Genomic DNA, 22,372 nt, shown 5'->3' with positions numbered 1-22,372 from the left:
CTCAGGCCAACCCCGCCAGGCGCTTCGCGGCGGCGAACACATCGTCAAGCATCGCCGGTGTGAGCCGCCCGGTAAAGGTGTTCTGCTGGCTGACGTGGTAACAGCCGAGCAACGCCGGCACACCCGGACCGCTCCAACGGGCACCATGCGCGAAGGCCGGGCGGGGCACGGGCGGGCGTACGCCGTACACCATGGCCATGGTCGGCCACCACGCGGCCCAGGCGAACGCGCCGAGCGCGACCACGACCCGCAGCGTGGGTTTGACCAGGTCGACCTCGCGGTGCAGCCACGGCGCGCAGGTGTCCCGTTCGCCCGGCGTGGGCTTGTTGTCCGGGGGCGCACAGCGCACCGCGGCGAAGATGCGGGTGTCGCGCAGCTCCAGCCCGTCGTCGCGGGACACGCTTGTCGCCTGGTTGGCGAGGCCGGCCCGGTACAGCGCGGCGAAGAGCACGTCGCCGGACCGGTCGCCGGTGAAGATCCGCCCGGTGCGGTTGCCGCCGTGCGCGGCCGGCGCCAGGCCGAGGATCCCGAGCCGGGCGTCGCCAGGGCCGTAGCCGGGCACCGGCCGGCCCCAGTACTCCTGGTCGCGGAAGGACGCCCGCTTCGTCGCGGCGACCTCCTCGCGCCAGCTCACCAGCCGGGGGCAGGCGAAACAGCAGGAGACGGCGGAGTCGAGGTCGGCGAGGGTGGCCGACCGCCGCGCGCGGTCGGCCACCTCATCGGGGGTACGGGTCATCCGGGGTATGACGGTCAGCCCAGCCTCTTGCGGAAGAAGTCGAGCGTGCGGGCCCACGAGCTCGCGGCCGCCTCGTGGTCGAAGACCTCGGGCCGGTCGTCGTTGAAGAAGGCGTGCTTGGTGCCCGGGTAGTCGTACAGGACGCAGTCACCGCCGGCCGCCTCGATCGAGCGCCGGGCCAGCCCCACACCCTCCGCCGCCGAGGTGCCGTCCCCTCGGAGCAGTGGATGACGGCCGACTTGCCGGAGTAGCCGGACCAGTCGGGACGCATCCGCTCCCACGGCAGTACCGGGTAGAAGCCGACTGACGCGACGATCTCGTCGGAGATCGTGGCCGACCACAGCGCGAGGCTGCCGCCCGCGCAGAAGCCGACCGCGCCCACCTTGCCGCCGGTCTCCGGCCGCTGCGTCAGGTACGCCCCGGCACAGGCGATGTCCTTCGCGGCCTGGTCCATCGCGAGGCCCATGAGGAGCTTGCCTGCCTCGTCCGGCTCCGTGGCATGCTGGCCGTGGTACAGGTCGGGCGCCAGCGCCACGAACCCCGCCTCGGCGAACCGCTCGGTCAGCGAGATGATGTGCGGGACCAGCCCCCAGTACTCCTGGATCACCACGACGGCTGGGGCACTTAAGGCGGCTGGCAGAGCGAGATATCCCTCACTGGTCCCGCCATTGCTGGGAAAGCTAACCATTTCGCCCATAGGCCCGTCCTCCTGCCGGTCAGTCATCGTTGGCTGGTCGCACAGTGGCGTTCTTGCGTGCGCGTAGCCTGTCATGCCGTACCGGGGCGGGGAAAGGCGAAGGCGGCGTGGCGTACACCTCCTTGTCGCGCTGTGTACGCCTCGCCGTCGCGGGGAAGAGGGGAATCAGGCCGGCTTCAGGCAGAGCACGTAACCCTTGCCGCCGGCCGGTATCGCATAGAAGCGCATCGTCGTCTCCGCGTGCGCGGCGCACACCTCACCGACCGAGGCCTGCTCCGCCGTGACGTCGTCAACCCGGCCCACCACCGCGAACCTGGCGTCGGCCGAGTCGCAGGTCACCACCTTGACGTCCTCGACGTTGATCTCCTCGCCCTCCGGGGCCTGCGGCAGGTTGGAGAGGCAGTCGCCGGCCTTGGCGTCCTGGGTCGGGTCGCTCGCGGCGACCAGGGCGCGCACCACGAAGACGGCGACGACCGCGAGGACCACGACCGCGAGCACGCCCACGATGCCGATGATCAGCTTGCTCGCGCCGCCCTTTTTCTCCTGGGGTGGCGCGGTCTCCGGCGCCGCACCCTCTTCCTGGTCCGGCAGCGAGGGTGGCAGGTTGGTCACGGCGGGTCCTCTTCCAGCTGTATGTGAGTCGGCGGTGGCAACCTAGCGAGCCGGCCCGCCGGCCGCCACCCCGATCGCGCAATCTGCCTATCCGGCCGAGGACGGCGCGGTACCCGCGGTGCGGCGCGGCATTGCGGTGAGAAGCTAATGTGTCGCCGTGCAGGCCGAGGATGTGTTGGGGCGCTTGGCAAACGCCACCGGCGTCTACCGTGGGCGCGGCGACGGCCCCGAAAGCGGGCCGTTCTTGGGTCGGATGGCGGTGGCGTCGATCGTCCGCGGCCGCGCGGTCACGCTCGACTACGAGGCGACCAACGACCACAACGGCCTCCAACACGTGGAGCACACGGTGCTCGTGGCCGGCGAGGCGGGCCGGCTCGAGCTGCACGTGGCCTGCCTGGAGCTGCCCGGGGTGGTGCGCTTCACGCAGACCAAGCCGGGCGAGTTCACGGCGTACGAGGGGCCGCTGGTGGCCAGGATCATCCTGCGGCTGCCCCAGCCGGGGGCGATCAGCTACGCGTGGTGGTGGTCGCGCGACGAGTCCGAGCCCCGCGAGCAGTCCCGTGCCGAGCTCCGCCGCACCGGCTGACCGCGCCCTCGCTCGCTCCTCAGCCGATCCAGAAGCTCCGCGTCGCGGCGAGCGACCTCTGCGGCGAGCTCGCGGACGCGGGAACGATGGCTGGGCTCGCGTTCATCGGTGCTCCTCATCAGCTATTCACGCTCCAGGCGATGCCGTCGAGGATGTCGTGTTCGCTGGCGACGACCGCGGGCATGGCCGCGCGCTCCATGATGACGCGCAGCACCAGCGCGCCGGCGCCGATCACGTCCGCGCGGCCCGGGTGCATCACCGGGATCTCCAGGCGCCGGGCGGTGGGCATCGCGAGCAGGTCGCTGGTGACCTTGGCCACCTCGTCGTACGAGATGCGGGCGTGGTGGGTGCGCTCCGGTTGGTACTTGGGCAGGCCGAGCGCGATCGCGGCGACCGTCGTCACCGAGCCGGCCAGCCCCACGAGGGTATTCGCCTCGCGGCCTGGCACGGCGGACAGCGCCCGGTCGACCGTGGCCGTGATGTCCTCGGTGGCGGCGGCGATCTCGGCGGGGGTGGGCGGATCGCTGTGCAGGTAGCGCTCGGTCATCCGGACGCAGCCGATGTCGACCGAGATCGCACCCTCCACAGTGGACGTGCCGACCACGAACTCGGTCGAGCCGCCGCCCACGTCCACCACCAGGTACGGCGGCTCGGCGGTCAGGCCACGCACCGCGCCGGTGAACGAGAGCCGCGCCTCCTCGTCGCCGGTCACCACCTCCGGCTCGACGCCGAGCGTGTCCACGACCATCGCGCGGAAGTCGCCGGCGTTGGCGGCGTCCCGGGTCGCCGAGGTGGCGCACATGCGCACCCGCTCGGCGCCGAGTGAGCGGACCTCGGCCGCGTACGACCCGAGGGCCACCCGCGTGCGCTCGATAGCCTCGGGCGCGAGGCGGCCGGTACGGTCGACACCCTGGCCCAGGCGGACGATCTCCATACGGCGTACGACGTCGGTCAGCGCCCCGTCCGCACCCGCCGGGGAAGGTCGGCCACCAGGAGCCGGATCGAGTTCGTCCCGCAGTCGATCGCCGCCACCCTAGTCATGGCTCAGACCCTATCGGGCCGGACCGGCCAGGGTTTGACGCTTATGGAACGCGGAAGGTGAGGCCGCGGGAGCCAGACCTAGAGATGCAGCAGCATGCGGCTATTTCCGAGGGTGTTGGGCTTGACCCGTTCGAGGCCGAGGAACTCGGCGACGCCCTCGTCGTACGAGCGGAGCAGCTGCTCGTACACCTGTGGCGGCACAGGTGCGCCGTCGATCTCCACGAAGCCGAACGAGCCGAAGAAGCCGGTCTCGAACGTCAGCACGAACACCCGGGCGATCCCCAGCTCACGGGCCACCCCGAGCAGCTCGGCGACGAGCCCGTGGCCGATCTTCAGGCCGCGGGCGTCGGGGTGCACCGCGACGGTGCGGATCTCGGCCAGGTCTTCCCACATCACGTGCAGGGCGCCACACCCGACGACGGCACCGTCCGGGCCACGCGTGGCGACCCAGAACTCCTGCACGTCCTCGTAGAGCGTCACGGTCGCCTTGCTCAGCAGGCGGCGTTCCCCGCTGTACGTGTCGATCAGATCCCGGATGGCCCTGACGTCCGCAGTGCGGGCCCGGCGGATCACGATGTCACGCATGGTCCGTCCGCCCACCAGGCGCCGACCTCCTCGACGACCTCGTCGCCGAACGGGTTGACGCCCGGCCCCACGGCCAGCGCGTGCCCCATGTGTACGTGCAGGCACTTCACACGCCCGGGCATGCCGCCGGCCGAGGTGCCCTCGATCTCCGGCACGTGCTCGATCGCCTCCCGCCGGGTCAGGTAGTCCTCGTGCGCCGCCCGGTACCGCTTGGCCAGGTCGGGGTCGGTGGCGAGCCGCGCCTCCATGTCCTTCATGAGCCCGGCGGACTCGAGGCGGCTGCACGCCGAGGTGGCGCGCGGGCAGGTCAGGTAGTACAGCGTCGGGAACGGCGTGCCGTCCGCGAGCCGTGGCCGGGTCTCGACCACCGCGGGCAGGCCGCACGGGCAGCGGTGCGCGACAGCCCGGGTGCCCCGCGGCGGGCGGCCGAGCTGGGCAGCCACCGCATCGAGGTCAGCCGGCGTGGCGGGTTCGGTCAACGGTCGCTCTCCGCATCCGCGGCCTGGATCGAAGACCACAGCGTGTCGTACCAGGGGTCGGCGGGCTGGCTCTCGCCCGCTTCCGGCGGGACACCCGCGTCGCGCGCGGCGCCGTCGGGGTCGGTGAGCACCACCAGCGGTACCTCACCCGGCTTCACCATGTAGAACCGCTTCCGCGCCTGGATCTCGATGTATTTCGGGTCTTTCCAGAGCGCCGCCTGCTCGTTCAGCTCGCTGATCCGCTGGCGCTGGTCCGCCTGCGCCTGCTCCATCCGCGCGATGTCGGACTGCTGGCTCAGGTAGACCCGCACTGGATACGTGTAGCCGAGCGCGAGGGCGATCAGCACCACCACCAGCACGGTGGCCCGGCCGGTGAAGCGGCGCGGCTGCGGCGCGTTGGTGCGGCGGACCGGCGCGCGCCGGGCGGCCGGGCGATTGGCGGAGCGTCCGCTCTCGGCGCTCTCCTTGACCTCGGCGCCCCGAGCCACCGGGCGTCCGGTCCGAGGTGGCGCGGCCCGGCTTCGCCGTCCCGGGCGCCGGGCGGGACCCTGCCCGCCCGGCGTCAGCCTCTGCGTCATCACGTCCTCCCCGTGATCCGGGGCCGCGATCCAGCCGCAGCGCCGGGCCCGCGCGGCGGGCCCGGGCGGCGAAGCTCGCAGCCCTAGATCAACTAGGACAGATGGTACCGCGGGAAGGCCGCGGCCCCGGCGTACCGCGCCGCGTCGTCCAGCTCCTCTTCGATGCGGAGCAGCTGGTTGTACTTGGCGACCCGGTCGGACCGGGCCGGCGCGCCGGTCTTGATCTGGCCGGTGCCGGTGGCCACGGCGAGGTCGGCGATCGTGGTGTCCTCGGTCTCGCCGGAGCGGTGGCTCATCATGCACTTGAAGCCGGCGCGGTGGGCGAGGTCGACCGCGTCAAGCGTCTCGGTCAGCGTGCCGATCTGGTTGACCTTGACGAGCACGGCGTTGGCGGCCTTCTCCGCGATCCCCGCGCGATCCGCTCGGGGTTCGTCACGAAGAGGTCGTCGCCGACGACCTGGATCTTGTCGCCCAGCGCCGCCGTGAACGCCGACCAGCCAGCCCAGTCGTCCTCGGCCAGCGGGTCCTCGATGGACACGATCGGGTACGCGTCCACGAGCTTGCTGTAGTAATTGATCATCTCGTCGGTCGGCTTGGGCGAGCCCTCGAAGACGTACGCACCGTCCTTGTAGAACTCGGTCGCCGCCACGTCCAGCGCGAGCACGATGTCGGTGCCCAGCCGCAGCCCGGCGGCCTGCACGGCCTCGCCGATCAGGTCCAGCGCCGCCGCGTTGGTGGGCAGGTCGGGCGCGAAGCCACCCTCGTCGCCCAGCCCGGTCGCGAGGCCCTTCTTCTTCAGCACCGACTTGAGCGCGTGGTAGACCTCCGCACCCGTACGCAGCGCCTCGCGGAAGGTCGGCGCGCCGATCGGGGCGACCATGAACTCCTGCACGTCGACGTTGGAGTCGGCGTGCGCCCCACCGTTGAGGATGTTCATCATCGGCACCGGCAGCACATGCGCGTTCGGCCCGCCGACGTAGCGGAAGAGGCTCAGCTCAGAGCTGGCAGCCGCCGCCTTCGCCACCGCGAGCGAGACGCCCAGGATGGCGTTTGCCCCGAGATCCGACTTGTTGGGCGTACCGTCCAGATCGAGCATCTTCTGGTCGATGGCGCGCTGCTCGGTCGCGTCGAAGCCGATCAGCTCGGGGACGATGCGGTCCTCGATGTTCGCTACGGCCTTCTCGACGCCCTTGCCCTTGTACCGGTCGCTGTCGCCGTCGCGCAGCTCGACCGCCTCGAACGCCCCGGTGGAGGCGCCGGACGGTACGGCAGCGCGGGCGATCGTGCCGTCGTCGAGCCCGATCTCGACTTCGACGGTGGGGTTGCCGCGCGAGTCGAGGATCTCCCGCGCGACGATTCCCTCGATGGTGGCCACTTGTGACGCTCCTCGCCTAGATCTCTCACGGGCCGCCGCACTGCGGCCGAGGCTTCGCCGATGAGCCTAGCCAGCACGACAACTCGACTCGCCGTCGCGGTATCAGTTTCGTACCGATGCGGGCGATCTCGGGAGCGGCGCCTAACGGACCTCGACGATCTGCTGCCAGGACGTGCCCTCGTGGTCGTAGAAGTTCGGGTCGTCGCCCGACTTGACGATGGCGATGCGCAGCCGCGTGTCGTCCAGCCACGCCAGACCGGCCGGTCCGCCCCGCACGCCAGCCGCGCTCAGGACCTGGATCGGCTCGTCGGCCCGTAAGGCGCCGCTGGCGAGGTCGAGCACGGCGACGCGCTGAGTCCCGGAGGTCGGCTGGTACGTAACCGCGGCCAGCCGCCCGTCGGGCGAGATCCTGACCGAGCCCGTACCGTCGCACGTCTGCCGGGTCACCGGGTGGTCCGCGAAGCCCCCACCGCGCAGGTCGAACACCCGCACCTCGCAGGCGTCCGGGCCGACCCCGGTGATCGCCAGGTGGTCGCCGAGAAGATCAGCGTCGGAGGCCGGCCCGGAGGCCAGCTTGGCTCCCAGCTTGTCCGAGGGCACGAGCACGCGGTGCGCCCCGCTTGCCAGGGTGTAGGCGACGATCCCCTCCGGGCGCCACACGTAGGCGGTCTCGGTGGTCGCCGTGACGAGCCGTGCGCTGCCCGTGCCGAGCGGCAGGGTCAGCTCGACCGCCCCGGTGCGCGACAACACCCGCAGCGTGGTCAATACCGGCTCGGGCGTGGCCGGCTGGCTCCGCGACACGTTGTCGATACCGAGGACGGCGAGGCGGTCGTCGGGCAGGCCGGCGACCTGGTACATGCCGTTGGAGTCGGCCAGGGGCCAGCGCACGACCGTGCCGTCCGGCAGGAACTCGACGGCCGTCATCAAAACCCAAGCATTGGACATCAGGCGCTGAGCCGACTGACCCGCGGCCGCTGGAGGCGTCCGGTCCGTCCCGGCACGGCCGGCGATCACGGGTACCGCGGCGACGCCCATCAAGGCAAGCGCGGTGACACCCGCCACGGCCGCGACCGTCTGGCGACGCCGGCGCCGGTGCCATCGCCGCTCGATGCCAGCGAGGTCGACGGGGTACTCGGCAGTGCCGCCAGCGGCGCGGTGCACCACCTCGGCCAGCTCATCGGGGACAAGATTCATCGCTCACTCCTCTCCTTCGAGCGCCCGCCGCAGGGCGGTCAGCCCCCGGGAGAGGCGGCTCTTGACTGTGCCTTCTGATAGCCCGAGGGCGTCGGCGGTCTCCACCGTGGACAGGTCGAGCAGCACGCGGCAAACGATCACTGCGCGCTGGGCGAGCGGGAGCCGCGCCAGCGCCTCGCGGGCCGCGAGCGCGGCCGGGTCGGTCGCGGCCGTACGCGGCTGCCGCTCCTCGGTAAGCACACCCTGCTCGCGCCCGACCTTGCGCCGCCACGAGGTGGCCCAGTTGAGGCCGACCCGAAACACCCAACCGGCCGGGTAGTCGAGACCTCGAACCCGGCGCCAGTGTGCGTAGGCGCGCGTCATCGCCTCGTCGACGGACTCCCGGGCCAGGTCGTCATTGCCCAGCGTGACCGCGAGCGCCCGGTAGATCCGGTGAACGTGGGCAATGTAGAACTCGTCGAACGCCAGCCGGTCGGCGCTCGGCGTCACCTCTGTCGCCGTCGGGATGTTCACGCCGATACACGCCGGCGGCACCCACTCGGTTCCCTCAGATGTCGAGCAGTGCGCGCAGGTGCCGCGGCGGGGGCGAGCCGTGCGCCAGCATCGCGTCGTGCCACTCGCGCAGCGACGTGCCAGCCGGGCGGGCCGCCGCGATGTCGGCGACCTCGGTGTACCCGACGAAGTACGTGGAGAGCTGCGTCGAGGTGAGCAGGGCCCGGCGCCACTTGCCGGCCGCCTCGCCCTCCTCCTGGAAGCCGGGCCCGGTCATCAGCGCCATGCCGTCCGCCTCGGACAGCTCCTCGCAGTGCACCAGCTGGTCGAGGATCGCGTTGATGCTCATCCGCAGCTGCATCTTGAGCTGCTGGAGGCGGACCGGCAGGCCGCCGAAGCCGAGGCCGGCCATCAGCTCCTCCGTGTACACGGCCCAGCCCTCCACGAACGGGCCGGACATGCCGAGCGCCCGCACCCGGGTCGTGCCCCGGAAGCGCCGACCGTGGGCGAGCTGGAGGAAGTGGCCCGGCATGGCCTCGTGCACGGTCAAGTTGCGGATCATGTGGTCGTTGTACTCGCGGTAGAACGACTCGACCCGCTCCGCCGGCCAGTCGGCGGGCGCCGGCGCGATGCAGTAGAACGTCGGGATGTCGGCCGTCTCCAGCAAGCCTGGCGCGTCGCAGTACGCCACGGCGACGCCGCGCGCGAACTCGGGCATCGGCAGGATCTCGCACGGGTCGTCGACCAGCCCGACGAGGTCGTGCGCGCGGACGAAGTCGGTGGCCTCGCCCAGCGTCACCTTGGCGAGGTCCACGATGGACTCCTCGTCCGGCCGCTGTGCGGCGAGCTGGTCGAGGGCGCGCCGTACCGTCGCGTCGTCCGCCGGACCGCCCACCAACGCGGCCGCCGCCTCGCGGATTTCCTCGGTGACCCGCTCCAGGTTTGCCCGCGCCCGGGAGAGCACCTGCGCGGCGGGCAGCTCGGTGTCGAGCGTGTGCCACAGCCGCGCTTCCCACAGCCGCCGGCCCAGCCGCGGATCGCGGTCGGAGTCGTCCACTCTGGAGCGCAGCCACGCCGCGAACCCGTCCAGCTCGGCCACGGCGGTCGCCGCCGCAGGCTCCACTGTGGCCCGCATCCCGGGCGCCGCGTCGAGCATGCCCGGCACCTCGTCGCGTACCAGCGCGGCGGCCCCGGCGAACTGCCCAGCCGCGGTCTCCACGTGCACCCTCGGCATGTCGCGCAGCGTGGCGCGGGCGGTGGCCAGCGCGTCCGGCACAGCGGCGAGGCGGCCGGCGAGGCTGGCCAGCCGTGCCTCGACCGGCGCGAACGGGCGGGCGATCAGGTTGTAGATCAGCGCGGCAGGATTGTGCTCGAGCGGGTCCCACTCGTGCCCACGTACCTCCGTGGCCTCGAAAAGGCCGCGCTCGACGAGCGCGGACAGGACCGCGTGGTCGACCTGCTCGGACGGGTCGAGGGCATCGGCGTCGACCTCGGCGAGCGCGTTGCCGGCGTCGCGCAGCATCGCCACCCGGGCGGTCACGCCACTTGTCGACAGGTCGGGCAACCGGTCGTCGAACCGGTGATCGCCCACATAGGAGGCAAGGGCCGGGTTGCTTTCCAGGACTGCGTCGACGATGCGCTCAGCGAGCGGTACGAACTGCGCCATACACAGACGCTAGCTGCTTCACCCCGGTTTCGAGCTCCCCGGGTGAGTTGGCGGCGTAGCCGAGTACCAGACCGGGCGGCCCGAAACCGGCCAAACGCATGCGGGACAGCGGGAGTGGGCCCAGCCCGAGGGCCCGTGCCCGCTCGGCCAGCGCCTCGTCGTCCACGCCCTCCGGCAGCTCCAGGACAAGGTGCAGTCCGGCCGCGACGCCGGAGATCCGAAGGCCGGGCAGGTGCCGCCGCAGGGCCGCCACGAGCGCATCCCGCCGCCGCCGGTGCTCAAGCCGGGTCCGGCGCAGGTGCCGGTCGTACCCGCCGCTGGCCAGCAGCTCGGCGAATGCGAGCTGCTCCAGGACGGGTCCGCCGAGGTCGGCCCACGCCTTCCGCTCGGCCACCGCGTCCCGCCATTTCTCGGGTACGGCCAGCCAGCCGAGTCGCAGCGCGGGTGCGAGTGCCTTGCTGACCGAGCCGATGTACGCGACCGCGTCCGGCGCGAGGCCCTGCAAGCACCCGACCGGGTCGCGGTCGTACCGAAACTCGGCGTCGTAGTCGTCTTCGACGATCAGCCCGCCGGTGCGCCGCGCCCACTCGACGAGGGCCGCCCGCCGGGCCGGCGCGAGCACCACACCGGTCGGAAACTGGTGGGCCGGCGTGACGAAGACCGCGGGCGCGGCGGAGCGTTCGAGCGCGGCGACGTCGAGCCCGTCCGCGTCGACGGGTACGGGGACCAGCCGCAGCCCGTGGCTCTCCAGGTGCCCGCGTACGCCGTAGCTGCCCGGCTCCTCGAATCCGATCGCGGTCACGCCGCCCGCCCGTAGCGCGGCGGCCAGCACCGCGAACCCCTGCGCCGCCCCCGTCGTCACCACCACGTGGCCGGGCTCTACCCGAGCACCCCGTACCCGCCCCAGGTAACTCGCCAACTCGGACCGCAACCGCACCGCGCCAGACGGATCCCCGTAATCCAAAACCGCATCCGCCATCAGCGCCAGCGTCCGCTCGTAAACCCGCCGCCAAGCGGCTCGCGGAAACATCCCAAAATCCGGCACCCCCGGCCGCAGCAGCGTGCTCGGCTGATCAGGGACTTGGTCGGGCGGTTCGGCGGCGCGCCGCTCCACCGTCTCCCTGATCAACCCCGCGACCACCGTGCCGGCGCCTTGGCGGGACAGCAGGCGGCCTTCCGCTACCAGCTGTTCGTAGGCTTCCACCACCACCCCGCGCGAGAGGGTTAGGTCTCTTGCTAGGGCGCGGCTGGAAGGGAGGCGGGTGCCGGGGGCCAGGCGGCCGTCGGCGATGGCGTCACGGACCGCGTTGATCAGCTGGTCGGCCAGGCCGGGTCGGCTGCGGTCGAGCTGGACCAACGCCTCCCACAAAATGGTCCTCCATCGTCGCGCTCAAGTGGCCCTGTCTCGGGGTCCACTGCCACCATAGCGTCGCAGTCGTGAAGGTTGGTGCGCTGCTCTGCGTCATGGGCATGGCGATCGTCGGCAGCTCGGTGTCGCTGAGCCAGCTGATCCTCGACTACCCCACGCTCACCGGCCAGGCCCTGCGGTACGGGCTGGCCGCCCTGATCCTCGCCCTCCTCGTCCGTGGCCGGATCCGTCCGACCAGCCGTGAGCTGGGCATCCTCACGGTCCTGGCGGCCACCGGGCTGGCCGGGTTCAACGCCTGCATCCTCATCGCGCTGCCGCACGCGGACGCGGCCGTCGTCGGTACGGTGATCGGCGCCGCCCCGCTAGGCCTCGCCTTGCTCGCCCCGCTGCTGCGCGGTGCCCGCCCGGCCGCCCGGATCGTGGTGGCCGCGGCGGTGGTCGTGGGCGGTACAGCGCTGGTGCAGGGCTCCGGCAAGGCCGACGCGGTCGGGGTGCTCGCCGCGCTCGGCGCGCTGGTGGGCGAGGTGCTCTTCTCCCTGCTCGCCGCCGCGGTGCTGCCCCGGCTCGGCGGGATCCGGGTAGCCGCGTACAGCTGCGGGCTCGCCGTACCACTGCTCCTGGTCGGCGGCGTCGCGGCCGGCGAGATGGCGCGGTTGCGGGTGCCCACGGCGGTGGAGGCGACCACGCTCGGCTACCTGGCGCTGCTGATGACGGTGGTCGCGTTCCTGGCCTGGTTCAGCGGGCTGCGGCGGCTGGGCTTGGAGCGGGCCGGCATGTTCGTCGGCCTGATGCCGGTGGCGACGCTGGTCACCGCCGCGATCCAGGCCGGCCGGCTGCCCGACGCCGGCCAGACCGCGGGCGTGCTCGTGGTCGCGCTCGGGCTGGCGGTGGGGCTGACGGCTCAGCCCGCTTCGGCGGCCCGGACCGAGTCGGCGTACGACAACGCGGCCCGGCGCAGCGCCGCCTCGGCGTCCAGCCCACCCGTACGGGCGGCGGACACGGTCGCCAGCAGTGCCGCGCCGAGTGCTTCCTCTGTGTCGACAGTGGACGGCTGAGCGGGCGGCGGCACGGTCACCCCGGCGCGCTCCGCCCGCTGCATGATCTTCGCCGCCAGCGAGAGCGCCGGCTGGGCGAGCGCGATGCCGTCCATGGCCGAGTCGCGGGACTTTTCGGCCCGCTTGATCCGCTCCCAGTTCTTGATGATCTCTTCGACATCGGCGACCGCGGCGCCGGCGAAGACGTGCGGGTTGCGCCGGATCAGCTTCGCCACCAGGTCGCCAGCCACGTCGTCGACCGACCACCGCTCGTCCTCGGGCAGCTCCTCGGCGATCCGCGCGTGCAGCACCACCTGGAGCAGTACGTCACCAAGCTCCTCGCGGAGCGCGGGTAGGTCGCCTGCCTCGATCGCATCGTACGCCTCGTAGCACTCCTCCAGCAGAAACTGCGCGAGCGTCGCGTGCGTCTGCTGCCGCTTCCACGGGTCGCCGCCGGGCGACATGAGCCGGTCCATCACGGTGACCGCGTCGAGCAGGCGGGCGCCGGGCGGGTCCCACGAGCCGTACATCAGCTCCAGCTCGGCCCGCCCTGGCTCGCGGATCAGCCGCAGGCCCAGCTCCCGAGCGAAGTCCTCGTCGCCGGTCGGCCCAGCCAGCCACACCGCCGTACCGTCCGGGCCGGCGGCCGCCAGCAGCGCGTCGGTGCCGCTGGCGATCGTGACCGAGCCACCCGAGGCCCGCACGATCGCGGCCAGCTCGGTCTCCGCGGCGGCGAGCACCGGGTGCGCGCGGACCAGGTCCCAGGCCTCCGCCGTCAGCAGGCCGGCCGGCAGGCGTGGCGAGGTGACCAGCAGTACGAGCCGTGCTGTCACAGAGACCAGGCCGTCATAGGGAAACGTCGGTCACCAGGTCAGACGAGATGTACGGCAGGTCGTAGAAGATCGGACCCTGCTGCGTGCCGACCGCCATCGGGGCGCTGACCGGGTCGTACTTCGGGTTGACCTTGGTATCGGTCTTCTCCACCTCGGCGCCGAGCGACGTCGACACGAGGATCGCGGCCTCGGCAAAGACAGCCGCGCCGAACTGCTCCCGCACCTGCGCCACCGGGAGGCCCGGCTGGATCGCGCCGGCCTCGGCCAGCGCGCCGTACACCTTCATGATCCCCTCGTCTGTGAGGAAGGCGCGAGGGGTGTTTTCGGTGATGACCGTCTGGAGGTCGAGCCACTCGGCCCACAGCTTCGTGTACTCGCTGTCGCCGGCGACCTTCAGCGCATCGGCGATCTCGCCCGGCTCGGTGGTCTCCTTCGCCGGCGGCATGTTCTTCTCCTTGACGACCCGCCGAGCCAGCTCCACGCTCACCAGCAGGTCGACGACCTCCTGGCGGGTGACCGGCAGCTCGGCCTCGGGCGCCGGCGAGCCGGACACCGCCGGCTCGGGCTCCTGCGTGGGAGTCTTCGCCAGCACCTCGTCGAGCACCTCGGACACCCGGTCTTCGGAGATCGTCGTGTCGCCCACGAATGCGGCCTTACCGCTTTCGCTCTGGCAGCCGACAAGGCTGCCCAGGCCCAGCGAGGCGGCGAGGAGGAGGGATGCCAGCCGGCGACCACGCTTCATGGCCGACACTCTCTCACGTGCCGCTCACGCCGGCAGGTACGGGGTCACCCAGCACGTCCTTGAGCAACTGGGCGCACCACTCCAGCAACGCCTGGTCGCGCAGTGGCTCGCCGCCGACGCGGCGGGTGGCCGGCCGGGGCACGCTCACTTGCTCGACCGTGTGCTTGTACACCGAGTCCGGGTGGTAGCGCTTGAGCCGCAGCTGCTTCGAGTCGGGCAGCGCCAGCGGGGCGAAGCGCAGGTGCTTGCCCTGCACCGAGACGTCGGTGAGGCCGTACGAGCGGGCGACCAGCCGGAACCGGGCCACCGCGACGAGGTTGGCGACCGCCGCGGGTGGCTCGCCGTACCTGTCGCGCATCTCCACGACCGCCTCGTCCAGCTCGGCCGAGGTGCGGGCGGAGGCGAGCTTGCGGTACATCTCCAGGCGCAGCCGCTCGACCCCGATGTAGTCGTGTGGCAGGTGGGCGTCGACCGGCAGATCGATCTTGACGTCGACCTCCTCCTCGGCCGGCCGCTCGCCCTTGAACTGCTGTACCGCCTCGCCGACCATCCGCACGTACAGGTCGAATCCCACACCCTCGATGTGCCCGGACTGCTCGCCGCCGAGCAGGTTGCCGGCACCCCGGATCTCGAGGTCCTTCATCGCCACGTACATGCCCGCGCCGAGCTCGGTGTGCTGCGCGATCGTGGCCAGCCGCTCGTGCGCGTGCTCGGTGAGCGGCTTCTCCCGGGGTACAGGAAGTACGCGTACGCCCGCTCGCGGCCACGCCCCACCCGGCCCCGGATCTGGTGCAGCTGGGCGAGGCCGAGCAGGTCGGCCCGCTCCACGATGAGCGTGTTGGCGTTCGGGATGTCGATGCCCGACTCGACGATCGTGGTGCAGACGAGGACGTCGTACTCCTTCTCCCAGAAGCCGACCATCACCTTCTCCAGCGCGTCCTCGCCCATCTGCCCGTGCGCCACCGCGACCCGCGCCTCGGGTACCAGCTCGCGGATCCGGCGTGCCGCCCGGTCGATCGACTCGACCCGGTTGTGCAGGTAGAAGACCTGGCCGTCGCGGAGCAGCTCGCGGTGGATGGCGGCGGCGACCTGCTTGTCGTCGTACGCCCCGACGAACGTCAGCACCGGGTGCCGCTCCTCCGGCGGCGTGGCGATCGTCGACATCTCCCGGATGCCGGTGATCGCCATCTCCAGCGTGCGCGGGATCGGGGTGGCCGACATCGTGAGCACGTCGACGGCGGTACGGAGCTGCTTCAGGTACTCCTTGTGCTCCACGCCGAAGCGCTGCTCCTCGTCGACGATCACCATGCCGAGGTTCTTGAACCGGGTGGACGTCTGGAGCAGCCGGTGCGTACCGATCACGATGTCCGCGCTGCCGTCGGCGGCCTTGGTCAGCGTCTGCTCGGTCTCGCGCGGCGTCTGGAAGCGGGACAGCTGCCGGATCTCCAGCGGAAACTGACCCATCCGGTCGGTGAACGTGTTGTAGTGCTGCTGCGCGAGCAGCGTGGTGGGCACGAGCACGGCCACCTGCTTGCCGTCCTGCACCGCCTTGAACGCCGCGCGTACCGCGATCTCGGTCTTGCCGTAGCCCACGTCGCCGCAGATCAGCCGGTCCATCGGGGTCGGCTGCTCCATGTCGTGCTTGACCTCCTCGATGGCGGCAAGCTGGTCGGGCGTCTCGGTGTACGGGAACGCGTCCTCCAGCTCCCGCTGCCACGGCGTGTCCGCCCCGAACGCGTGCCCCTTGGACGCCTTGCGCGCGGCGTAGAGCTGGATGAGCTGGGCGGCGATCTCGCGTACCGCCTTGCGGGCCCGCGCCTTCGCCTTCTGCCACTCGGCGCCGCCCATCTTGTGCAGCGCCGGGTTCTCCCCGCCCACGTACCGGGAGAGCTGGTCGAGCTGGTCGGTCGGCACGAAGAGGCGGTCGCCGGGCTGGCCGCGCTTGCTCGCCGCGTACTCGATGACCAGGTACTCCGGGAGGCGCCGTTGACTGTGCGCTGCACAAGCTCGATGTACCGGCCGATGCCATGCTGCTCGTGCACCACGAAGTCGCCGGCCCGCAGCTCCAGCGGGTCGATCGTGTTACGCCGCCGGCTGGGCATTTTGCGCATGTCGCGGGTGGATGCGCCGCGGCCACCGGTGATGTCGTTGCCGGTGATCACGGCGAACCGCGCGATCTCGTCGAGGAAGCCGTGGTTGAGCGCGCCGCAGCTCACCAGCACCTGCCCGGGCTGCGGTGGCGCGTCGATCGACTCGACAGTCGTGGCGCCGACCCCGGCGTCGTGCAGCACCTCGACCGCCCGCGCGGCCGGCCCGTGCCCCTCGAAGACGAGCGCCACCGCCCAGCCGTCGCCGGACCACCGCTTGAGGTCGTCGACCACCCGCGCGGTCTCGCCGTGGTAGAGCGGCACCGCCTGGGCGGCCACCGTGATCGCGTCGCTGAGGTCCGGCGTCACCGTGACCTCGGGCAGCGGCTCCTCCCACGGCTGCGCCTCGGGCGCCGGCGCCTCCGCCTCGGCCAGCCCGAACGGCGACACCGTCCACCAGGGCAGGCCGACATCGCCGGCGACCGCGCGTACCTCGGCCAGGGTCCGGAAGGCGGCGGCGCCGAGGTCCACGGGGCCTGGCCCCCGACGGCGGCCGCGGCCCAGCTGGCCTCCAAAAACTCCGCCGAGGTACGGACCAGGTCGTGCGCCCGGGTGCGGATCCGCTCCGGGTCGCAGAGCAGCACGTGGGTATCCGCCGGCATCACGTTGACCAGCAGCTCCATGCTGTCGGTACCGTCCAGCAGCGCCGGTGCGAGGGACTCCATGCCCTCGACGGGAATGCCCTCGGCGAGCTTTTCGAGGATCTCCTCCAGCTCCGGGTGCTTCGCGGCCAGCTCGGCGGCCTTCTCCCGGACCTGCGGGGTGAGCAGCAGCTCCCGGCAGGGCGGGGCCCACAGGTGCTGGACCGCCTCGATCGTGCGCTGGTCGGCGACCGCGAACGTGCGGATCTCCTCGACCTCGTCGCCCCAGAACTCGACCCGCGACGGATGCTCGTCGGTCGGCGGGAAGATGTCGAGGATCCCGCCCCGGACGGCGAACTCGCCGCGCTTGGTCACCAGGTCCACGCGCGCGTACGCCATGTCGGTCAGCCGCCGCGCCACGTCCTCCAGCTCCGCCTCGGCGCCCGGCCGCAGCTCGACCGGCTCCAGGTCACCCAGCCCCTTGAGCATCGGCTGGAGCACGGACCGGACCGGCGCTACCACCACCCGCAGCGGGCTCCCCTCCGGATGCGCCAGCCGCCGCAGCACCGCCAGACGCCGCCCAACGGTGTCCGAACGCGGCGATAGGCGCTCGTGCGGCAGCGTCTCCCAGGAGTGGAAGACCGCGACCTCGTCGGCCGGGATCAGGCTGCCCAGCGCGAACGCCAGGTCGTCCGCCTCGCGGCTCGTCGCGGTGATGGCGAGGACCGGCTTGCGCGCCCCGCCCGTCGCGGTGTCGGCCGCGACCGCCGACACGATGAAGGGCCGCAGCGCCGCGGGCGCGGTGAGGTCGAGCCCGTCGCTGTCCGCCCGCGCGGCCCGAGCCCGATCGCGTACGCGCGCCAGCGCCGGATCGCCGAGGGCGGCGGGCAGCAGACCGGTGAGCATGAGATGCCTCCCCATTAGGGCACGCACGAAGACCCCGCGCCCGAACCGGACGGGGGGTGTCACCCAAGCCTAGCTCTCCGACAAGCCGCGGCGCGGCGCGGTTTGCGCTGCCGCAACGGCACCGGTCGCCGTCCCATGGGGTTGCTCTTTAAGTGACACACTCACTCGGCCATGTCACAGAACCGCCAGTTGTATGCAACGAAGTCCAGGGGTTTGCCGTTTACTGACATGCCAGGTCGTCTCGAATCAGAGCCGGCCCCTCATCAAGCGATACGTTAGCGATTCCACCCCTTTTGGGCGCATTCGCCCATTGGATGCGATGTCACACAAGCGGGGCTTGTCAAACAAGGGGGTTAGGCTGACATTCGTGGACCTGACGATCTTCACGCCCGACGCTCCCGGCAACCTCGTCGGGATCAACGGCACAGATCCTCTCCGCGGCGCCTGGGAACACGCCGCTTTCATCCCGCACCCGCTCCCTCTGGTCCCACCCGATCTGTCTGCGCGTACGTACAGAGCTGTCGCGGACTCACGCGCAGCACTCGCCGCACTTGACAGCACAGCCAGACGACTACCCGATCCACGGATCTTCAGAAGGCCGACGCTCCAAGCAGAGGCTCAGAGTACCTCCGCACTGGAGGGCACTTACGCACCACTAAGTGAAGTACTCACAGCGGACGAGGACCGTCCACCGAACGCCGATCTCCGCGAAGTCCTGAACTACGTACGAATGGCGGATGCCGCATTCAGCTGGATTGAAGAGGGCCGACCATTGAATGTCGGCATGCTGGAAGTGCTGCAGGCGGTACTCGTTCGCGGAACCCGGAGCGAAAGTGGAGAATCGGGCTCCCTACGAACTCAGCAGGTCGTAATCGGTCGCCGAAAAGCCGCACCGGCAGACGCCCATCCGGTACAAGCGGCACGCTTCGTTCCTTCGCCACCCGGTTTGGATCTACGGGCGAACCTGCAGGATCTCCTCGACTGGATGAGCGACAAGCGAGTCCTCGAAGAGATCGACCCTGTCGTAGCAGCTGCACTGGCCCACTACCAGTTCGAGACGTTGCATCCGTTCCACGATGGTAACGGCAGGATCGGCCGCCTTCTGATCGTGGCGCACCTACTGACCCAGGGAGTGCTCCTCGAGCCCACACTCGCCGTGTCTCCGTGGTTCGAGGCGCGACGATCCGAGTACTACGACCACCTGCTCGCAGTCAGTACCAAAGGCGCCTGGGACTCCTTCGTTAGGTTCTTTGCCACCGGCCTGGAATCCTCCGCGAACACGACCCACGAACGCATGAACGCTCTGGTCGATGTCCAAGACTCCATGAAGGAGCGAATCCGCCACTCCAACCTAAGAGCGGATACGGCACACGCATTAGTGGACTTTGCGATCTCTCGTTCAACATTTACGGTCCGGGCCGTCGAGAGTAACCTCGAAATATCATACGGCCGCGCCAACGTCCTCGTTGGCCAGCTGGTGCAACTTGGCGTCCTGGCCCCGGTCGACACGCCCACCAGCAGCGCCAGCCGCCGCTTTTACGCTCCCGACGCATACGCCGTTCTTGTCAACTGGCAGTAGCAGAGCCGGTCGATCCGGCACAGAGGGCCGAGCACATCTGGTACGGGTCATACATGGACAAATGGAGCAAGACGCGCGCACTTGGTCGTTGGGCTCGCCCAGTCAAGGTGCTGGGAAGGCTGGCACCCTTCCTCCGACCTGGCGGTGTGGGCCGCGGCAGGCTGGGAAGTGTTACTTACGGCGGCCGCCATACGTGGTCGCACTCTGAGACATGACTCACCAGTCTGACCGGGTGGCAACGTGGCGTCGGTAACATCCAGGTTGTCGGACAGCGCCGTCCTTTGTACTCACGTAAGGAGCGCATGGTGACCGAGCAGCCCGACGTCTCTCCGGGCCGTCGCCTGGACGCTGGCGACCCAAATCAGGCCCTGCGGGCGGACATCCGCCGCCTCGGCACCCTTCTCGGCCAGACGCTCGCCCGCCAGGAGGGGCCACCGCTGCTCGACCTGGTCGAGGAGATCCGGGCGCTGGTCCGCACCGACGCGGAGCGGGCGGCCACCCGACTCGGCGCGATGGATGTCACGACGGGCACCCAGCTGGCCCGCGCCTTCTCGACGTACTTCCACCTGGCCAACGTCACGGAGCAGGTGCACCGCGCCCGCGACCTGCGGCGCCAGCGGGCCACGCAGGGCGGGTGGCTAGACCAGGCGGCCAAGCTGATCGCCGAGCGGGGCGTGCCGACCGACGAGATCGCGGCCGCGGCGCGGCGGCTGGCCGTGCGGCCGGTGTTCACGGCGCACCCCACCGAGGCGGCCCGCCGCTCGATCCTCTCCAAGCTCCGCGCGGTCGCCGACGAGCTCGACGCGGAGTCGGCCGCCGCGATCCTGTACGGCGCGACCGAGTCCCCGCAGACCGAGCGCCGCCTCGCCGAGCTGATCGACCTGCTGTGGCAGACCGACGAGCTGCGCCTCGACCGCCCCGACCCCACGGACGAGGCCCGCAACGCCATCTACTACCTGCGCGACCTGTACTCGGACGCGGCGCCCCAGGTGCTCGACGACCTCACCGACACGCTTCGCACGCTGGGCGTGGAGACGGCGCCGACATCGCGGCCACTCACTTTCGGCACGTGGATCGGGGGCGATCGCGACGGCAACCCGTTCGTGACGCCGCGCGTCACCCGTGACGTGCTCATGATCCAGCACGAGCACGGCATCCAGGCCACCGAGGCGGCCATGGACGCGCTGATCAACGAGATTTCGGTATCGCGCCGGCTGCGCGGCGTCTCGCTCGACCTCTCCGCCAGCCTGGCCAAGGATCTCGACGCGCTGCCCGAGGTGCCGCAGCGCTTCCGGCGTACCAACGCTGAGGAGCCCTACCGCCTCAAGGCCCGCTGCATCAAGGCGAAGCTGGCCAACACGCGGCGCCGGTTGGGCCAGGGCACTGCGCACGTGCCGGGTCGCGACTACCGCGGCTCTGACGAGCTCCTCGCCGACCTCGAGCTGCTGCGCGCGTCGCTCGCCCGCAACTCCGGCCAGCTCACGGCCGTGGGGCGGCTCGCGTCCGTGATCCGCACGGTGGCCTCGTTCGGCCTCCATCTGGCCACAATGGACGTACGGGAGCACGCCGAGGCGCACCACACGGTGCTCGCCCAGATGTACGCGCGGATCGGCGAGGTCGCCGACTACAACACGCTCTCCCGCGCCGAGCGCACCAAACTCCTCTCCGACGAGCTGACCGGCCGCCGCCCACTGTCCAGCCTGGACACTCCGCTCACCGAGGCGGCGCGGCGCACGTTCGACGTCTTCACCACCATCCGCGAGGCGCAGCAGCGTTTCGGCACCGAGGTCATCGAGTCGTACATCATCTCGATGACCCTCGGCGTCGACGACGTGCTGGCCGCGGCGGTGCTGGCCCGCGAGGCCGGGCTGATCGACGTGCACAGCCACAAGGCCCACATCGGTCTCGTGCCGCTGCTCGAGACGCCGGCCGAGCTCGACGCGGGTGGCGAGCTGCTCGACGAGATGCTCTCCCTGCCCGCGTACCGGGCACTTGTCGCCGCCCGCGGCGACGTGCAGGAGGTCATGCTCGGCTACTCCGACTCCAACAAGGAAGCCGGCATCACCACCTCGCAGTGGTCCATCCACCGTGCCCAGCGCGCGCTCCGCGACGTCGCCGCCCGCCACGGTGTGCGGCTGCGCCTCTTCCACGGCCGAGGCGGCACCGTGGGCCGCGGCGGCGGCCCCACGCACGAGGCGATCCTGGCCCAGCCCTACAACACGCTGGACGGTTCCATCAAGGTCACCGAGCAGGGCGAGGTCATCTCCGACAAGTACACGATCCCGGCGCTGGCCCGCGAAAACCTGGAGCTGACGGTCGCCGCCGTCCTCCAGGCGACGCTGCTGCACACCACCTCGCGCGTATCCACGCAGGCCCTGACCCGCTGGGACGCCGCGATGGACACCACCTCGGCGGCGGCCTACACGGCATACCGCGAGCTTGTCGAGGACCCGGACCTGCCCGCGTACTTCTGGGCCTCCACCCCCACCGAGCTGCTCGGCGCCCTGAACATCGGCTCCCGCCCGGCCAAGCGTCCCAACACCGGTGCCGGCCTGAGTGGGCTGCGCGCGATCCCGTGGGTGTTCGGCTGGACCCAGTCCCGCCAGATCGTCCCCGGCTGGTACGGCGTCGGGACCGGCTTGGCCGCCGCCCGCGAGGCGGGGCTCGCCGGGATCTGGCCGAGATGCACGGGAGCTGGCAGTTCTTCCGGACGTTCCTGTCCAACGTGGAGATGATGCTCTACAAGACCGACCTGAAGATCGCCCGCCGGTACGTGGAGACCCTCGTGCCGGAAGAGCTGCGCCCCATCTTCGCGAAGATCGAGGACGAGTACGCCCGCACGGTCCGCGAGGTGCTCGCCATCACCGGGGAGTCCGCGCTACTCGACCGGCAGCCGGTGCTGGAGCGGACGCTCGCCGTCCGGGACACGTACCTGGAGCCGCTGCACCACCTACAGGTCGCACTGCTCCAGCAGTACCGAGACTCGGGCGCGGCCTCCCGCGCGGTGGCGACGGCACCGGGGGCGAGGCGCGCACCCGGCGACGGGACGGCTTTGGAGCGAGCACTGCTGACCACGGTCAACGGCATCGCCGCCGGCATGCGCAACACCGGCTGACCCGCACGGCCGAGAGCCGCTGTCC

13 protein-coding genes and 6 pseudogenes are annotated in these 22,372 nt (G+C 71.1%); 4 read left to right on the top strand and 15 right to left on the bottom strand.

Features of this window, described 5'->3' with window-relative positions; translation table 11 throughout:
* Position 1: 1 nt before the first annotated feature.
* From Pflav_RS37575 to Pflav_RS37565, 3 genes and pseudogenes are all read right to left on the bottom strand, one after another.
* A complete protein-coding gene (locus tag Pflav_RS37575; protein ID WP_173041370.1) occupies positions 2-736 on the bottom strand; it encodes a uracil-DNA glycosylase in 735 nt (244 codons plus the stop codon).
* 14 nt (positions 737-750) lie between these two features.
* Positions 751-1,433: pseudogene (locus tag Pflav_RS37570) on the bottom strand (dienelactone hydrolase family protein).
* 165 nt (positions 1,434-1,598) lie between these two features.
* Positions 1,599-2,045 carry an LppU/SCO3897 family protein gene (locus tag Pflav_RS37565; protein WP_173041369.1) on the bottom strand — a complete coding sequence of 149 codons (447 nt, stop codon included), beginning with the start codon at positions 2,043-2,045 and terminating at the stop codon, positions 1,599-1,601.
* A 157-nt stretch (positions 2,046-2,202) separates the two neighbouring features.
* Here Pflav_RS37565 and Pflav_RS37560 point away from each other — a divergent pair, with 157 nt between their 5' ends.
* Complete coding sequence (locus tag Pflav_RS37560; protein WP_173041368.1) at positions 2,203-2,631, top strand: hypothetical protein; 429 nt, start codon at positions 2,203-2,205, stop codon at positions 2,629-2,631.
* 118 nt (positions 2,632-2,749) lie between these two features.
* Here Pflav_RS37560 and Pflav_RS37555 read toward each other — a convergent pair.
* The 9 genes and pseudogenes from Pflav_RS37555 to pdxR all read right to left on the bottom strand — a co-directional run bounded on the left by Pflav_RS37555 (position 2,750) and on the right by pdxR (position 11,410).
* A pseudogene (locus Pflav_RS37555) lies at positions 2,750-3,663 on the bottom strand (Ppx/GppA phosphatase family protein).
* Between the two features lie 87 nt (positions 3,664-3,750).
* A complete protein-coding gene (locus Pflav_RS37550; protein WP_173041367.1) occupies positions 3,751-4,257 on the bottom strand; it encodes an amino-acid N-acetyltransferase in 507 nt (168 codons plus the stop codon).
* The gene (locus Pflav_RS37545) at positions 4,242-4,775 is read right to left on the bottom strand and encodes a DUF501 domain-containing protein (RefSeq protein WP_173041366.1); all 534 of its coding nucleotides are present in this window, start codon (positions 4,773-4,775) and stop codon (positions 4,242-4,244) included. Before Pflav_RS37545 ends, Pflav_RS37550 begins: the two co-directional genes overlap by 16 nt.
* Complete coding sequence (locus tag Pflav_RS37540; RefSeq protein ID WP_173041365.1) at positions 4,733-5,314, bottom strand: FtsB family cell division protein; 582 nt, start codon at positions 5,312-5,314, stop codon at positions 4,733-4,735. Before Pflav_RS37540 ends, Pflav_RS37545 begins: the two co-directional genes overlap by 43 nt.
* A gap of 92 nt (positions 5,315-5,406) precedes the next feature.
* Positions 5,407-6,689 (bottom strand): annotated as a pseudogene (gene eno, locus Pflav_RS37535) (phosphopyruvate hydratase).
* 141 nt (positions 6,690-6,830) lie between these two features.
* Complete coding sequence (locus Pflav_RS37530; RefSeq protein ID WP_173041364.1) at positions 6,831-7,883, bottom strand: hypothetical protein; 1,053 nt, start codon at positions 7,881-7,883, stop codon at positions 6,831-6,833.
* 3 nt (positions 7,884-7,886) lie between these two features.
* On the bottom strand, positions 7,887-8,396 hold the full coding sequence (locus Pflav_RS37525; RefSeq protein WP_173041363.1) for an RNA polymerase sigma factor: 510 nt from the start codon (positions 8,394-8,396) through the stop codon (positions 7,887-7,889).
* 34 nt (positions 8,397-8,430) lie between these two features.
* Positions 8,431-10,041: a DUF885 domain-containing protein gene (locus Pflav_RS37520; RefSeq protein ID WP_173041362.1), complete on the bottom strand. Its 1,611-nt coding sequence runs from the start codon at positions 10,039-10,041 to the stop codon at positions 8,431-8,433.
* Complete coding sequence (gene pdxR / locus Pflav_RS37515; RefSeq protein WP_232072360.1) at positions 10,016-11,410, bottom strand: MocR-like pyridoxine biosynthesis transcription factor PdxR; 1,395 nt, start codon at positions 11,408-11,410, stop codon at positions 10,016-10,018. Before pdxR ends, Pflav_RS37520 begins: the two co-directional genes overlap by 26 nt.
* A gap of 68 nt (positions 11,411-11,478) precedes the next feature.
* Here pdxR and Pflav_RS42980 point away from each other — a divergent pair.
* A pseudogene (locus Pflav_RS42980) lies at positions 11,479-12,240 on the top strand (EamA family transporter); the annotation flags it as partial.
* 71 nt (positions 12,241-12,311) lie between these two features.
* On the opposite strand, the gene Pflav_RS46710 reads toward Pflav_RS42980, so the two are convergent.
* From Pflav_RS46710 to mfd, 3 genes and pseudogenes are all read right to left on the bottom strand, one after another.
* Positions 12,312-13,277, bottom strand: a complete 966-nt coding sequence (locus tag Pflav_RS46710; protein ID WP_173041361.1) for a nucleoside triphosphate pyrophosphohydrolase — start codon at positions 13,275-13,277, stop codon at positions 12,312-12,314.
* A 13-nt stretch (positions 13,278-13,290) separates the two neighbouring features.
* Positions 13,291-14,019, bottom strand: a complete 729-nt coding sequence (locus tag Pflav_RS37505) for a hypothetical protein (protein ID WP_173041360.1) — start codon at positions 14,017-14,019, stop codon at positions 13,291-13,293.
* A gap of 13 nt (positions 14,020-14,032) precedes the next feature.
* A pseudogene (gene mfd, locus Pflav_RS37500) lies at positions 14,033-17,653 on the bottom strand (transcription-repair coupling factor).
* A gap of 367 nt (positions 17,654-18,020) precedes the next feature.
* Here mfd and Pflav_RS37495 point away from each other — a divergent pair.
* Both Pflav_RS37495 and ppc read left to right on the top strand, forming a co-directional pair.
* Positions 18,021-19,232 carry a Fic family protein gene (locus Pflav_RS37495; protein ID WP_173041359.1) on the top strand — a complete coding sequence of 404 codons (1,212 nt, stop codon included), beginning with the start codon at positions 18,021-18,023 and terminating at the stop codon, positions 19,230-19,232.
* A gap of 302 nt (positions 19,233-19,534) precedes the next feature.
* A pseudogene (gene ppc / locus Pflav_RS37490) lies at positions 19,535-22,347 on the top strand (phosphoenolpyruvate carboxylase).
* The last annotated feature ends 25 nt before the right edge of the window (positions 22,348-22,372 follow it).

It is taken from the genome of Phytohabitans flavus (assembly GCF_011764545.1).
Lineage (GTDB): Bacteria > Actinomycetota > Actinomycetes > Mycobacteriales > Micromonosporaceae > Phytohabitans > Phytohabitans flavus.
The sequence above is the reverse complement of the archived record's forward strand: the minus strand, read 5'-3'. Positions and strand labels throughout refer to the sequence as shown.